The organism is Rhizobium etli CFN 42, assembly GCF_000092045.1.
GTDB lineage: Bacteria > Pseudomonadota > Alphaproteobacteria > Rhizobiales > Rhizobiaceae > Rhizobium > Rhizobium etli.
The window spans coordinates 1,874,320-1,887,421 of the sequence record NC_007761.1 but is presented as its reverse complement, the minus strand read 5'-3'; the positions used below and the strand labels follow the sequence as shown (position 1 = coordinate 1,887,421).

Genomic DNA, 13,102 nt, shown 5'->3' with positions numbered 1-13,102 from the left:
GCGGTATTCTACTTTGGCTGCTCGGCGTTCCACTGCCTATCATCATCCTTCTCGCTCTGTTTATGCGATAGGAACGGATCATGTCGGTTTCAATGACAGAGTCCGGAGAGGTTGCTGCTCCGGTCGAATCCTCCAAATCAGCCATGACATGGGGCCCCATCTTCGGTGGCGCAGCCGCCGCCATCGGAGTGACCCTCATCCTTCTGCTTCTGGGATCCGGGCTTGGGCTGACGATGGTGTCGCCCTGGTCAGGACAAAGCAGTTCGCTCGGCACACTCGGCATCACGGCGGCGATCTGGCTCGTCCTCGTGCAATGGCTCTCCTCCGCACTCGGAGGCTATGTTACTGGCCGCCTGCGCACAAAATGGGCGGCGGTCCACACCGATGAGGTTTTCTTCCGCGACACCGCGCATGGTTTCATAAGCTGGGCTCTGGCGACGATCTTTGTCGCCGGATTCCTTGCATCGTCGCTGACAGCGCTCGCTGGCGCCGGTGCACAGGCTGTGGGATCGGCCGCGTCAGCGGTAGGCTCGACCGCCGCGGCCGCCGGTACGGCAGCAGCATCGTCGGCAACTTCGCCACTGGATCTTTCCACCGCTTATTTTACCGACGCCTTGCTGCGACCTGACCAGGCGCGTGCCGCAGCGACATCCAACGATGCCGCGGCAACATCGGAAGTCTCCCGCATCCTCCTCAATGGCGCTGCCGAAGGGCAAATTCCAGATGACGACAAGGCCTATCTCGCGACAATCGTCTCTGCGCGGACCGGCCTTTCCGAAGCCGATGCACGCACCCGGGTCGATACGGTGCTGAAGCGCATCGACGACGCCAAGGTCGCCACCCAGAAGGCTGCCGACGAGGCACGAAAAGCCGCCTCGACCACGGCATTGCTCGGATCCTTGTCGCTTCTGGTCGGCGCTTTCATAGCCGCTGCGGCCGCGGCTCTGGGAGGTTCGCAACGCGACGCAGAGGAAGATCTCGTCGTCACTTCCCGCCTTTAAATTAAGCGGGGCGCTGGCTTTGCTGCGCCCCCCTTACTTGAAGACCTCGGCTCTGCAATGAGCCTAGGATAGAAGTAAGAATACGCGTCACGCTAACCCTGGACGAGACCGCGTATTTGAGACCTGAAGCGCCAGAAGCCCATCTCAAAAATCGCGGTACGCCTGGTAATGGAAACGGTTCCGATCTGCTCCATCTTCCCTCGTACGGGATGTGGAGGGCCATATGCGCTGGCGCTTTCGACTGATTTCCGACCTCGCCGTAGCATGGGCAGGGCATCGTGTGCTTCTTGCCGCGCTGATCGCATTCACAGCTATATGGATCGCGGTGGGTTTGAGCTTTTCCTTTCCCCGGCAGTGGTTCTTGCTGACCAACATGGTGGGGACACTCATTACATTCTTCATTTTGCTGTTGGTGCAGCACTCCCAAAATCGGGACATGAAGGCACTCCACACCAAGCTCGACGAACTGATCCGATCAAGTGAGGCGGGGAACCATTGGATTGCGGCGGAGAAGAAAGATGTCGGCGCCATTGAAGACATGCGCCAGCAGCATCAAGACCAGATTCCGGAGAATCGCGCCTGAAGCAGTGCACCGCGTTTAGAGCGGCGTGTCGTCCTTTCGGACGAGCCGATGCGCTAGCTGGACGCCTCTGCCGCGGATTTCTCCTCCGCCTTTTCCTCGACGCTTTCGGCCTTTTCTGCAAGCGTCTTGCTCATTTCCCTGAGTTCGCCCTCGTCCAGCTTTTCGATGCCGACGAATTTATTGGCGGCCTGACTCGTCAGAATGAGCTCGTCAAGCTTGGCCTGCAGAGCCTTTCCGTCTCGGTTCTGGCTGTTCTGCAACACAAACACCATCAGGAAGGTAATGATGGTGGTCGTCGTGTTGATCACGAGCTGCCATGTTTCGGAGTAGTCAAAATAAGGGCCTGATATCGCCCAGAGGAGGACGAGCATCAGAGCTGCGACAAAGGTGAACGGCCTTCCCGACAGCTCGGCGACGGCGGTTGCGAAGGATGAGAAGAAGTTGGATTTGTTCGACATTCGAGTAGGCTCCCGCAGCGTCAATGCTGTCAATCGACAACATCAACTCCACATCCGGGCGGAAGTTCCTTATGCCGTCGAGGTCGATCCGGACCGTCTGCTCAACGCATGAGATTGCAGGTCAGACGCGTCGAATTCAACCTGACGAATCAGCGTTTCCGCGATTTGGCAACGGCCTGCTTCTGGTGGCTGAGGACCAGTTCGATCTGGACATCTTGTTGAAACTCCATCACCCGCTGGCCGACATCGCTCTCCGGCATTCCCGCGGAGAGAAGCTGATCGGCAAGCCTGCGGCACTCTGCCTTCCAGAATTCGATCGCGTCCGCGCCATGCCGGCGGCCGAGTTCCCGAGCGCAGCGCTCGACATTGGCAGTCCCGGTTGCGGAGGGAAAAGCAATAATCTTGCCGTCGTGAGAGGCGGCGGGGCGGCAGGTCGTTTCAGTGGCCATCGAACACAGGTTTCCTTTGATCCTATATGCTGTCTACGGGACGATGGTTAATGCTTTCTATTAGTTCGCCTCTTTCAATGGCCAGACTCTGCGTCACTGCCGTCAGATCATCGCATCTTCGGCCTTGACGCCGCCACGCCGATGCGCCGACAGTCCCCGTCATGATCGACACATTGAGGCAGCAGAGACCACCGATGACGATAACCGCCCCCCGCGATTTCCTGAAAAGCCTGTTCGACGCGGCGGTTCGCGCCGCCGATCCGCTGACCGGCATCAAATCGCATCTGCCGGAGAAACCGAAAGGAAGAACCGTCGTGATTGGCGCCGGCAAGGGCGCGGCGCAGATGGCGCGGGCGCTCGAAAGCGCATGGGAGGGACCGATCGAGGGATTGGTGGTCACCCGATACGGCTATGGCTGCGAAACGCGCTTCATCGAGATCATCGAGGCAGCCCACCCGGTGCCCGACGCTGTGGGGTTTGCTGCCGCGAGACGGTTGATGGAAACGGTGAACCGGCTGACGGAAGACGATCTCGTGATCGCGCTGATCTGCGGCGGCGGCTCGGCACTGCTGCCCGCCCCGCCGGAAGGGTTGACGCTCGAGGACGAAATTGCGCTCAACGAAATGCTGCTTGCTTCGGGCGCGCCGATCTCGGCGATGAACGTCGTGCGAAAACATCTCTCCACCATCAAGGGCGGAAGGCTGGCGGCAGCGACGAAAGCGAGAGTCGTCAGCCTGATCGTTTCCGACATTCCTGGCGACAACCCAGCCCATGTCGCGTCCGGGCCGACGGTTCCCGATGATTCGACGCGGCACGACGCGCTCGAGATCATCAGGCAATATGGATTGCAGCTGCCGCAGGCCGCGCTCGACCACCTGAACTCGCCGAAAGCCGATGCGCCGCGGCCGGACGATCCGGTATTCCTGCGGCACGAGCATCACATCATCGCCTCTGCCGGCGTTTCGCTGGCGGCGGCCGCCGCCAAGGCGAAATCGCAAGGGATCACGCCGGCAATCCTCTCAGATGCCATCGAAGGCGAATCGCGTGACGTGGCGCTGGTGCATGCGGCCATCGCCCGCGAGGTCGTGGGGCGGAACAGGCCATTCTCGAAGCCGGTCGTCATCCTGTCCGGCGGCGAGACGACGGTGACGCTGAGAGCCAAGGGCGGCAAAGGCGGGCGCAATGGCGAATTCACCCTTGCCATGGCGCTTGCGATCGATGGGCAAGACGGCATTGATGTGCTGGCTGCCGACACGGACGGCATCGACGGCTCGGAAGACAATGCCGGCGCCTTTGCCGATGGCGGCACGGTGAAGCGTCTGCGCGCCGCCGGGCTCGATCCGCGCCCGCTGCTCGACGGCAATGACAGCTACTCGGCGTTCCAGACGATCGGCGATCTCTTCGAAACCGGTCCGACCGGAACCAACGTCAACGATTTCAGAGCGATCCTCATCCGTTAGCGCCCGTAACCGGCGATCAGCTCTTGATCCGCCCCTGCCCGAGCAGCCAGCCGACTGATTCCTGCACCGCCTGCAGAGACGTATATCTCGGGCCGTAACCCAACAGGCGCCGGGCTTTGGCAATCGAGCAGTTCGGACTGCGGGCGATGTGCTCCCATGTCGCCTCCGCGTCCTCGGCCGCCTGGCCTCTCGCCCAGGCGTCGAACGGCGCGAAGGTGAGCTTCGGATCCCGCCCGAACCAACGCGACATGGACTCGGCGTAACCGCGAAGCGTCAGCGCCTGCTCCGATACCGCGTGAAAACTTTCGCCGAGCGATGCGTTCCGATTGGCGATTGCATCCATGAACATCGCCGCCACGTCATCGGCGTGGACATGATGAACGGTCTCCAGACCGAAATTGGGCAACGCCAGAGCCTCCCCGCGGGCAAGGGTCGAAAAGACCTGCAGATTAAAATTGCCGGCCGGATTGAGCGGCGCCCATCCGCGGCCGACAATGTGGCCGGGATGAATGATGGTCGCCGGAAAACCCCGAAGTCTTGCCTGCTGCAGCAGATAGGTTTCGATCGCCGCCTTTTGAATGCCATAGTCACCGAACGGAGACTTCGGCGCTTCCTCCCGTGTCGGCACGGCCACCGGATATCCATGTGTCCAGATCGTGCCGGTATGCAGAAAATGGCCGACATAGCCTGACAGCGCCGTCACCAGCTGCTCGGCGCTTTCCAGCGTGAAGCAGATCATGTCGATGACGATATCGGCGTTCAAGGCCCGCATGGCCGGGCCGAAATCACCCTTTCGCTCCATCTCTACCCGGTCCATCTGTCGCTGATCGACGGAGGCCCAGGCGCGGTCCGCCGTATAGGGCCTTGCCGCACCGCGGCTGATCGTTACGACATCGTGACCCGCCTCGACCAGACGGGGAACAAGGTAGGTTCCGACATGTCCCGTCGCTCCAATGACCAAAACGCGCATTGTCTTCCTCCCGATGGCATGATCCGCCCCGACTATGCTGCGCCGTCCGGCGATGCCGCAAGCAGACTTTTCGCCGCGAATGGGAGCTGGCCTTGCTATTGGTTCCTGAAAACCAGGCAGGTCCCGCCATGCTTGCGGATCTGGCTGCAGACGTCGTTCGCCTCCAAGCGTGTCTGGCGGGCGATGCGGGCGGCGTAACGCGGGCGGAACCCGAAGCTGCGATCGCGCTGGCGCAGGATCAGCGGCTGCTCCGCATTCAATGGCGCCGGCAGATCCTGCACGGCATCGCGAAACATGCGCCGGGCCACTGCGACATCGGCATTCGCGGCCAGCTGGACGCCCCAGGGAGCCCAAATGCCCTCCTGACGCCAAGGCGTGTCCTTCAATATTCGGCTTTCGGCAAGCGCCACGCAGCCATCGAGGAAGGGCTTGTCCTTGTCGAGCGGGACGGCCGCATCCTCAGGCGGATTATCCTTCCACTCCTCGACCGTATGGGCGGTGATCGCCATCACGTAGCCGCGCGTCTCGTAGGGTAACCTGCCTGATGTGAGGTAAGTCGCAAGACCGTTTTCACCGGCGTTATAGGCGGCGGCGGCAAGCCCGAGATTGCCGAAACGATTGCGCAATTCGTCGAGATATTGCGCTGATTTCCTCAAGGCTTCCAGCGCCTGATAGCTGTCTTCGAGACCGCGAAGTTTCGCCGTTCCAGGCATGAACTGCGCAATGCCCTGCGCGCCCTTGAAGCTGACCGCATCGGGGCGAAAGGTGCTTTCGCGCCAGATGAGCCGAGCGAAATAAGCCGGCGGCAACCGATTGGCCTCGGCGAAATGCTCGATCGCATTGCAGAGGTCACGATTGAAACTGTCCTTGCGGATGCAGAGCCTCCCGCCCGACCCTGAGGCCGAAGGTCCCGAATAGAGACAAGCCGGATCGGCAGCACTCTCTTCTGCCCAAGCCTTCGACGTGTTTAGGACGAAAAACAGGAAACCCAGCGAAAACAGCGCCTTCGCCGATCTCCTCACAATGCCGGACTGACGCTTTCGCCCTATCATCGGATCTCAGCAGTTTCAATTTCCATCGCGACGCTGGTTTTAAATAACATCGATCACGGCGCGAAGCTTCCCGATTTCGCAATGTAGGCATGAAAAAGCCGCCGGGCGTTGGCCGCGGCGGCTTCGGAACGGACTTGAAAGCCGTTTTCAAACCGACGGCTGCTTCGTCTTCCTGAGATAGGGCAGAACCGTATCGAAGGAGCCGAAACGGGCGATCGCGTCGTCGTTGGAAACGGCGGCGGTGATGATGACATCTTCGCCCTGATTCCAGTTTGCCGGGGTCGCCACCTGGTGTTTGGCCGTCAGCTGGATGGAGTCGATGGCGCGCAGGATCTCGTTGAAATTGCGGCCCGTCGTCATCGGATAGGTCAGGATCAGCTTGATCTTCTTATCCGGGCCGATGATGAAGACCGAACGCACCGTTGCGTTGTCTGCGGGCGTGCGGCCTTCGGAGCTGTCGCCGGCGCCGGCCGGCAGCATGTCGTAGAGCTTGGCCACCTTGAGGTCCTTATCGCCGATCAGGGGATAATCGACATCGAAGCCTGTTGCGGTCTTGATATCACCTTTCCACTTGGCATGGCTTTCGACCGGATCGACGGAGATGCCGATGATCTTGACGCCGCGCTTGGAAAACTCGTCAGCGAGGCCGGCCATGGCGCCGAGCTCCGTCGTGCAGACAGGCGTGAAATTCTTCGGGTGCGAAAACAGCACGGCCCAGCCGTTGCCGATCCAATCATGGAAGCTGATCGGTCCCTGTGTGGTGTCGGCGGTAAAATCGGGGGCAATATCGTTGATACGTAAGCTCATGGTCGGCCCTCCAAAGCGGTTGTTGGATTTCGTTATTTCAAATCGTGGTCATGGGGAATGCCCGCCGGAACGGTCGTCAATTGCAATTGTCCGGATCGCAGCAGCCGCGGGCAGAAAACCTCCCATCCCAAGATCTTCATCGTTCCCTAAGCCATATACCACGAGAAGCGAAGGCATGCTCTTCCGATTTGCGGCCGGCGTCGGTATTATTTTTTCGGGCAGGTCGGAGCGATGAAAAGACCGATCGTTTTACATAGCCTGCAGGAGAATCGACCCGCCGTCGCTGTGGGGCGACCATGTCCGGTCAGGCCGGCCGCTGGCGGCCGTAAAGCAGAAGCATACCGATGATAACGGCGCCATAGATAAGTTGGCGGCCTGCTTCCTCGATCTGCATGACGGAGAGGATCGATTGCAGCAGCGTGATCAGGATGACGCCGGCGACGGTCCCGAGATAAGACCCTTTGCCGCCGAGCACGTGCGTACCACCGAGAACGACGGCAGCAATCGAAGGCAGCAGATAAGAGTCGCCCATGGATTGCGAAGCCTTCGACGCATAACCCGCCAACAGCACGCCGCCGAGCGCACTGAGTCCGCCCGACATGATGAAGGCGAGAAGCGTGACGCGGCGTGTGTCGATGCCCGACATATAGGCGGCGCGCTCACGGTTTCCGACAGAGTAAAGCGATCGACCGAAGGTCGTGCGAGTCAGCATGAAGACCGCAAGCAGACCGATCAAGAACCACACGAGAACGCCGTTCGGCAATCCGGGGACGGTGTATCCGGCCGCGAGGAATCGCATAGTCGGCGAGGCCGAATCCTGCGGCGAGAAGCCGCCGGTATAAACGACCATCAGCCCCTGCGCGACAGCATTGGTGGCCAGTGTGACGATCATCGAGGGAATGCGGAGATAAGCGACCGACAAGCCGTTGACGAGACCAATCATGCAACCGCAGAAAATGCCGAAGGGGATCGCCATAACCGAGCCGGTCGTTCCGTAGGCTGTCGCCGCGCAGGCCATCATTGCGCCCGTCGTCACCACCCACGGCACAGAAAGGTCGATCTGGCCGAGCAAGATGACCGCCATCATGCCGGTGGCAATGACGCCGAGGAACGAGGCCACCTTCAACTGTTGCAGGAGATAGTCGAGTGACAGGAAATTTCGCGAATAGATCGATCCGGCAAGCAGAAGCAGGATGATGCATCCAAATGCGATTGCCACCGCGGGATCGACGCCGCGCAGCCGTGCAGGCACCCGAAGCTGCCGCAAGGTTGTTTCCTCGCTCATTGAAACCACTCCAGCCGATTGCGGACTCTGGCAAGGCCGATGCATCCGATACTGATCGCCAGCATCAACACTACGCCCTGGAATAGCGGCTGCCAAAGCGGATCGAAATCGAAGACGAACAGCAGGTCGCCGATCGTGCGAAATGCCAAGGCTCCGAAAACGGCGCCGACGGCACTCCCCTTGCCGCCCGCAAGGGAAACGCCGCCGAGCACCACCGCCGCAATCGAATACAGTGTATAGGCGTTGCCGCTCGCTAGAGCCGCTTCGCCGGTATAGGAGAAAAAGGTCAAATAGAGCCCGCCGATCGCCGAAAGAAGTCCAGCCAACGCATAGGCGGCGAATTTTGCCCGCTTGACCGGCATAGCCGACATATAGGCTGCATTCTCGGCCGAACCCACCGCATAGGCTGCCCTGCCTATCGCCGAGCGGCTGAACGGAACCCAGACGACGATAATAACAACGAGAAGGACGGCGAGGCTTGCCGGAACAATCCCAAAAAGCTTTGAAGTAAACGCATCCGCCAGATCCTCATTCACCGAACCTCCGGGAGTCGGCCGCAGCAAGAGCGCTAAGCCGTAGAAGATTGCGCTGGTCGCAATCGTTGTGACAATCGGCTGCAATCGACCGAAGATGATGATGAGCCCGTTCAGCATGCCGCAGCCGAGTCCGGCAAGCAGCACCACGATGACACCTGCCCCTGTCTCCAGCGGCGTCCCAACGACCAGCCAGGAGGCAAGACAATTGCAGAGGACCAAAATCATACCGACCGAGAGGTCGATGCCGGCGGTGATGACGACCAGGCACTGCGCCATCGCTACAAAAGCAAGCAGCGTCGCCTTGTTCGAAGCCGTCTGCACGACGTTGGGGGTAAAGCCCGCCGGGTGGTTCGAGACGTAGAGGGCGAACATGGCGACGAAGAGCAGTGCGGCAAATAACGACCCTTTCTGCTGCGCATACCAGAACCGTCGTTCGCCGAGAGCCAGCCCGGTCATGGCGCAATCCTTTGCTGTGCATGCTCGCCGCCGATATTGAGTGCGGCGCCGATCAACTCATGTTCATTGATATCGGCGCCTTCAAGCTCGCGGACGATGCTCCCGTCATACATGACGAGCACGCGGTCGCAGCAGCCGATCAACTCGTCATAATCGGTCGAGTAAAAGATGATCGCTGCACCCCCGTCCGCAAGCTTGCGCAGCAGCAGATAGATTTCCTGCTTGGTTCCGACATCGATGCCACGCGTCGGATCGTTGAGCAGGATGATGCGTGGCCGGTTCATCAGCCATTTGGCAATGACCACCTTCTGCTGATTGCCGCCCGACAGGCCGGCAACAGGCATGTCGATCGTCGCAGCCTTGATTGCCAGAAGCTTGAACAGGTCGTCGATCTCGCGACGCTCGGCCGCCCGATCGATGACGCCATTACGCGAAATACGGTCGAGGGCTGCAATCGAGAGGTTCTCGCGCACGGTCATCGGCAGCATCAATCCTTCGGTCTTCCTGTCCTCAGGGATCAAGGCCATCGATATGCCACCGGACTTGGCATGACGTGGACTTCTGAGCTTAACCTGCGTGCCGTCGATCGCGATCTCCCCCTTCAGGTCACGCAGCACGCCAAAGAAGGCCAGCAGCAAATCGCGCTGTCCCTGCCCGTCCAGTCCGCCGAGTCCAACAACCTCGCCGGGCCTGATATCGAAGGTGATGCCGGAGAGTCGATCGCCCCAGGAAAGCTCACGGCAGGAAAGGATCGGCTTTTCCTCAGGTCGATGGGCCGGTTTCGGCGGAAAGACATTGTTATATTCCCGACCGATCATCAGTTCGACCACCTGCTGATCGGTCTTGGTGCCGGCTGGATAGGATTCGATGCTGCGGCCGTTGCGGAAGACCGTACAGTCATCGGCCAATTGGGCGATTTCGTGCATGCGGTGAGAGATGTAGATCAGCGCCATTCCCTCGGCACGCAGGCGCTTCAACACGGCAAAGACCTTTTCGACATCCGACCGCGTCAGGGCCGACGTCGCCTCGTCCAGGATTATCAGTCGCGGCTTGCGAGCAAGAGCCTTGGCAATCTCGACCATCTGCCGTCTAGACAGCGGTAGGTCTTTGACCAAGATCGAGGGATGAATGTCGGACGCGCCGGCGCGGGTCAGCGCTTCCTCAGCGATCCGCCGCTGCGCGCGCCGGTCGATCATGCCGAACCGCTGGGGCGGATGGCTGATGGTAATGTTGTCGGCGACGGAGAGATCGGGAATGAGCGAAAGCTCCTGGAAGACACAGACGATGCCAACTGCATTGGCCGCTGCCGGCGAGGCAAAAGCGATCTCCCTGCCATCAAGCAGCATGCGCCCTTCGTCCGGCGTCACCACGCCCGCCATGATCTTAATCAGTGTCGACTTGCCGGCGCCATTCTCGCCAAGGACGGCGTGGATCGCCCCTCGGCGGATGGCGATATCGGCGTCCTTGAGCGCGATGGCTCCGCCATAACGCTTCGATATGCCTTCCATGCGGAAAATCGGTTCGGACAAACTCATGCGTCCAGCCTCCGTTCGGTCTGACACGGCCAGGATTGCGGGTGCGAACACCCGCAATCATATCAGAGGAAGGCTACTATTGGTTCTCTTTCGTCTGCCCCATGATTTCCTGGGCGGTAAAATTGATGCCGCAGGTAGGGAAGGAATTTCCTACGAAGAAATTGTCGGATTGGGTCGGATAATAATCCTGACCCTCCTTGAAATCCGGGTCAGAAACGATCGCGGTCGGCAACTTGATGGCCTGTGGCACGACCTGCCCCTCAAGTGCAGCGATCGCGGTCTTGATGGCAACGGCGACCTGGGCGGGGCCCGTGCCGGCGGACGAACATTTCAGGCCCTCGGCGGCGTGGGCGGCGCAGAATTTCCGAAAACCGTTTTCGGTCTCACCGCCGAAAGGAACAAAGGGATGCTTGGCATCGATCATCGCCTGCACGACGCCGGTATCGCCACCCTGAGCGGTGATCCCATCAAACGGGCCGTTGGTGGCGATCGCATCGGCAGTCGCCTTCTGAGCTACGCCGTCATCCCATTTTCCGACCACCTCGGTCACGGTGAATTTCTTGCCGGAGGCGTCCAAGGTCTCATGAATGCCATTGTGACGATCCGTATCGACCGACGTCCCGGCAACGCCGCGCACCTCCAGCACCTTGCCGCCGTTCGGCAGATGCTTGATCAGCCAGTCGGCCCAGAGGACGCCGAGCCCCTTCTGATCGACGTTGACATTGATCGCATCCTTCGTATCGAGGATATTGTCGAAGGCAACGAGGATGACGCCGGCCTGCTTGGCGCGCTTGATCACTGGACCGAAGGCGGTTGGATTCTGAGCGTTTACCACGATCGCGTCATAACCGGCGTCGATGAAGTTATTGATGGCGGAAATCTGTGCCGGCACGTCTTCGCCGGTCGAGACAACCTTGAATTCCTTGAGCTTGGCCGCGACGTCGGGTTGAGCGGCATAGGCCTTGGCCGTCTGGACCATCTGGATACGCCAGGTGTTAGCGATGTAGCCGTTAGCCAGGGCGATGCGATAGGGGCCATCCTTTTTAGGATACTGCAGGAACTGTGTGTCCGCGCCCCACGGCACCATGCATCCGGGGTCGGCGGCCGGACCGGAGACGACCTTCGGCTCCGCGCCGGCGGTGCCACAGAACAAGACAAACGCGGACGCGGAAAACGCGGCAATACGGGCGAATTTGGCTTTCTTCACCTTATGCATGAATGTTCTCCTCCTCAGGCGAACGGGGCCGCCTCTTTTATGCTTTTGCTGTGCATATTGGGACCGGAAAGACTCCATCCCTATTTTTCCGGTACAATTGCAAATTAACATAGTTGACAGCGCAGTCAAACCGGATTTGCTAGCGCTATCAACTATAGTCGCGGCAGTGTTATTACTATGAGAGAAAATGAAAACCCAACTTCGAGTGGCGGAACTCCATGCGGCGGATAACCCTTGATGACGTTGCCAATCTCGCGGGTGTCAGCCCGATCACCGTTTCAAGAGTACTACGCAAACCCGATGTGGTCTCTCCAGCCCTGCGACTGCGCGTCGATGCCGCCGTCAAGGAACTCGGCTACGTCCCCAATTTAGCAGCAAGCCGCCTCGCTTCGTCGCGCACGCATGCGATCGGCGTGATTGTTCCGACCCTCTACAACGTCATCTTCGCCGAATACCTGTTCGCGCTTCACGACGTTCTGGTCGCCGCAGGTTTCCAGGTCATCGTCGTCAACAGCCGCTATTCCGAGATCGAGGAAGAAAACGCCATCAAGGCGCTTCTCGGACAGAGGGTGGAGGCGATTATCATCACCGGCACTCATCACACGCCGCTCTCGCGTCAGCTTCTCACTCAAGCGCATCTGCCCGTGGTCGAGACCTTCGAGCTTTCGCCGGATCCGATCGATCTGAATATCGGCATGTCGCAGGAACAGGCCGGTCAGACCGCGACACGGCATCTCATCGAACGCGGCTTCCGCCGCATCGCTTTTCTGACCGGCAATCTCGATCACCGCGCCCAGTCCCGCTTCGAGGGCTACCGAGTGGCGATGCAACAGGCTGATTTGCCGAATCTCCCGATCGTCGCCGAGAGGCCGCGCCACAGCTCCGTCGCGCTCGGCTCGGACCTCTTCGCCATTACGTGCGCCCACGGCGACGTTCCTGAGGCGATCTTCTGCACGGACGACAATCTGGCGCTCGGCGCCATGCAGGAGTGCCGCAAACGTGGCATACGCGTGCCGGATGACATAGCGATCATGGGATTTCACGATCTGGAATTCGCCGCCTGCGCCGCCCCCTCCCTTTCCTCCGTCGTTACGCGGCGTTTCGAAACCGGAAAGTTGGCCGCTGAAAAGGTACTCGCCGCGCTGGCCTCCTCCGCGAGGTCGAAAAGTGAGCAGATCGACCTTGGCTACGCCCTGATTCCGCGCGAAAGTACGGCAGTCTGATTACTTTTTGTGCAGAAATTTGTATCGCACAGTTTTCAGGCTTACACTTGCAAAAATTGCTGCAGCGCGTC

Annotated in this window: 13 protein-coding genes; 4 read left to right on the top strand and 9 right to left on the bottom strand. The window is 60.0% G+C overall.

The window, feature by feature from the left end; genetic code table 11:
- The first annotated feature begins 80 nt into the window (after positions 1-80).
- Both RHE_RS09190 and RHE_RS09185 read left to right on the top strand, forming a co-directional pair.
- On the top strand, positions 81-1,001 hold the full coding sequence (locus tag RHE_RS09190; RefSeq protein ID WP_011425090.1) for a hypothetical protein: 921 nt from the start codon (positions 81-83) through the stop codon (positions 999-1,001).
- 223 nt (positions 1,002-1,224) lie between these two features.
- Positions 1,225-1,584 (top strand): low affinity iron permease family protein, encoded by a 360-nt coding sequence (locus RHE_RS09185; RefSeq protein ID WP_011425089.1) that lies wholly within the window; start codon positions 1,225-1,227, stop codon positions 1,582-1,584.
- A 53-nt stretch (positions 1,585-1,637) separates the two neighbouring features.
- Here RHE_RS09185 and RHE_RS09180 read toward each other — a convergent pair whose 3' ends face one another.
- Both RHE_RS09180 and RHE_RS09175 read right to left on the bottom strand, forming a co-directional pair.
- Complete coding sequence (locus RHE_RS09180) at positions 1,638-2,042, bottom strand: low affinity iron permease family protein (protein WP_011425088.1); 405 nt, start codon at positions 2,040-2,042, stop codon at positions 1,638-1,640.
- Positions 2,043-2,191: 149 nt separating this feature from the next.
- Complete coding sequence (locus RHE_RS09175; RefSeq protein WP_011425087.1) at positions 2,192-2,491, bottom strand: DUF6074 family protein; 300 nt, start codon at positions 2,489-2,491, stop codon at positions 2,192-2,194.
- A 194-nt stretch (positions 2,492-2,685) separates the two neighbouring features.
- Here RHE_RS09175 and RHE_RS09170 point away from each other — a divergent pair, with 194 nt between their 5' ends.
- Complete coding sequence (locus tag RHE_RS09170; protein WP_011425086.1) at positions 2,686-3,951, top strand: glycerate kinase type-2 family protein; 1,266 nt, start codon at positions 2,686-2,688, stop codon at positions 3,949-3,951.
- Positions 3,952-3,967: 16 nt separating this feature from the next.
- Here RHE_RS09170 and RHE_RS09165 read toward each other — a convergent pair whose 3' ends face one another.
- The 7 genes from RHE_RS09165 to RHE_RS09135 form a co-directional block, all read right to left on the bottom strand.
- The gene (locus tag RHE_RS09165) at positions 3,968-4,921 is read right to left on the bottom strand and encodes an NAD-dependent epimerase/dehydratase family protein (protein WP_011425085.1); all 954 of its coding nucleotides are present in this window, start codon (positions 4,919-4,921) and stop codon (positions 3,968-3,970) included.
- A 95-nt stretch (positions 4,922-5,016) separates the two neighbouring features.
- Complete coding sequence (locus RHE_RS09160) at positions 5,017-5,973, bottom strand: lytic transglycosylase domain-containing protein (RefSeq protein WP_011425084.1); 957 nt, start codon at positions 5,971-5,973, stop codon at positions 5,017-5,019.
- 147 nt (positions 5,974-6,120) lie between these two features.
- Positions 6,121-6,780, bottom strand: a complete 660-nt coding sequence (locus tag RHE_RS09155; RefSeq protein WP_011425083.1) for a peroxiredoxin — start codon at positions 6,778-6,780, stop codon at positions 6,121-6,123.
- Positions 6,781-7,084: 304 nt separating this feature from the next.
- The gene (locus RHE_RS09150; protein ID WP_011425082.1) at positions 7,085-8,065 is read right to left on the bottom strand and encodes an ABC transporter permease; all 981 of its coding nucleotides are present in this window, start codon (positions 8,063-8,065) and stop codon (positions 7,085-7,087) included.
- Positions 8,062-9,057 (bottom strand): ABC transporter permease, encoded by a 996-nt coding sequence (locus tag RHE_RS09145; RefSeq protein ID WP_011425081.1) that lies wholly within the window; start codon positions 9,055-9,057, stop codon positions 8,062-8,064. Before RHE_RS09145 ends, RHE_RS09150 begins: the two co-directional genes overlap by 4 nt.
- Positions 9,054-10,592: a sugar ABC transporter ATP-binding protein gene (locus RHE_RS09140; protein WP_011425080.1), complete on the bottom strand. Its 1,539-nt coding sequence runs from the start codon at positions 10,590-10,592 to the stop codon at positions 9,054-9,056. Before RHE_RS09140 ends, RHE_RS09145 begins: the two co-directional genes overlap by 4 nt.
- Before the next feature lie 76 nt (positions 10,593-10,668).
- Positions 10,669-11,808, bottom strand: a complete 1,140-nt coding sequence (locus RHE_RS09135) for a sugar ABC transporter substrate-binding protein (RefSeq protein ID WP_011425079.1) — start codon at positions 11,806-11,808, stop codon at positions 10,669-10,671.
- A gap of 218 nt (positions 11,809-12,026) precedes the next feature.
- Between RHE_RS09135 and RHE_RS09130 the strand changes: the two genes are divergently transcribed.
- Positions 12,027-13,031 carry a LacI family DNA-binding transcriptional regulator gene (locus RHE_RS09130; RefSeq protein ID WP_011425078.1) on the top strand — a complete coding sequence of 335 codons (1,005 nt, stop codon included), beginning with the start codon at positions 12,027-12,029 and terminating at the stop codon, positions 13,029-13,031.
- Positions 13,032-13,102: the final 71 nt, after the last annotated feature.

Coding starts and splice junctions, on each gene's coding strand:
- RHE_RS09190 (WP_011425090.1), top strand. CDS start 81: ATGTCGGTTTCAATGACAGAGTCCGGAGAGGTTGCTGCTCCGGTCGAA.
- RHE_RS09185 (WP_011425089.1), top strand. CDS start 1,225: ATGCGCTGGCGCTTTCGACTGATTTCCGACCTCGCCGTAGCATGGGCA.
- RHE_RS09180 (WP_011425088.1), bottom strand. CDS start 2,042: ATGTCGAACAAATCCAACTTCTTCTCATCCTTCGCAACCGCCGTCGCC.
- RHE_RS09175 (WP_011425087.1), bottom strand. CDS start 2,491: ATGGCCACTGAAACGACCTGCCGCCCCGCCGCCTCTCACGACGGCAAG.
- RHE_RS09170 (WP_011425086.1), top strand. CDS start 2,686: ATGACGATAACCGCCCCCCGCGATTTCCTGAAAAGCCTGTTCGACGCG.
- RHE_RS09165 (WP_011425085.1), bottom strand. CDS start 4,921: ATGCGCGTTTTGGTCATTGGAGCGACGGGACATGTCGGAACCTACCTT.
- RHE_RS09160 (WP_011425084.1), bottom strand. CDS start 5,973: ATGATAGGGCGAAAGCGTCAGTCCGGCATTGTGAGGAGATCGGCGAAG.
- RHE_RS09155 (WP_011425083.1), bottom strand. CDS start 6,780: ATGAGCTTACGTATCAACGATATTGCCCCCGATTTTACCGCCGACACC.
- RHE_RS09150 (WP_011425082.1), bottom strand. CDS start 8,065: ATGAGCGAGGAAACAACCTTGCGGCAGCTTCGGGTGCCTGCACGGCTG.
- RHE_RS09145 (WP_011425081.1), bottom strand. CDS start 9,057: ATGACCGGGCTGGCTCTCGGCGAACGACGGTTCTGGTATGCGCAGCAG.
- RHE_RS09140 (WP_011425080.1), bottom strand. CDS start 10,592: ATGAGTTTGTCCGAACCGATTTTCCGCATGGAAGGCATATCGAAGCGT.
- RHE_RS09135 (WP_011425079.1), bottom strand. CDS start 11,808: ATGCATAAGGTGAAGAAAGCCAAATTCGCCCGTATTGCCGCGTTTTCC.
- RHE_RS09130 (WP_011425078.1), top strand. CDS start 12,027: ATGCGGCGGATAACCCTTGATGACGTTGCCAATCTCGCGGGTGTCAGC.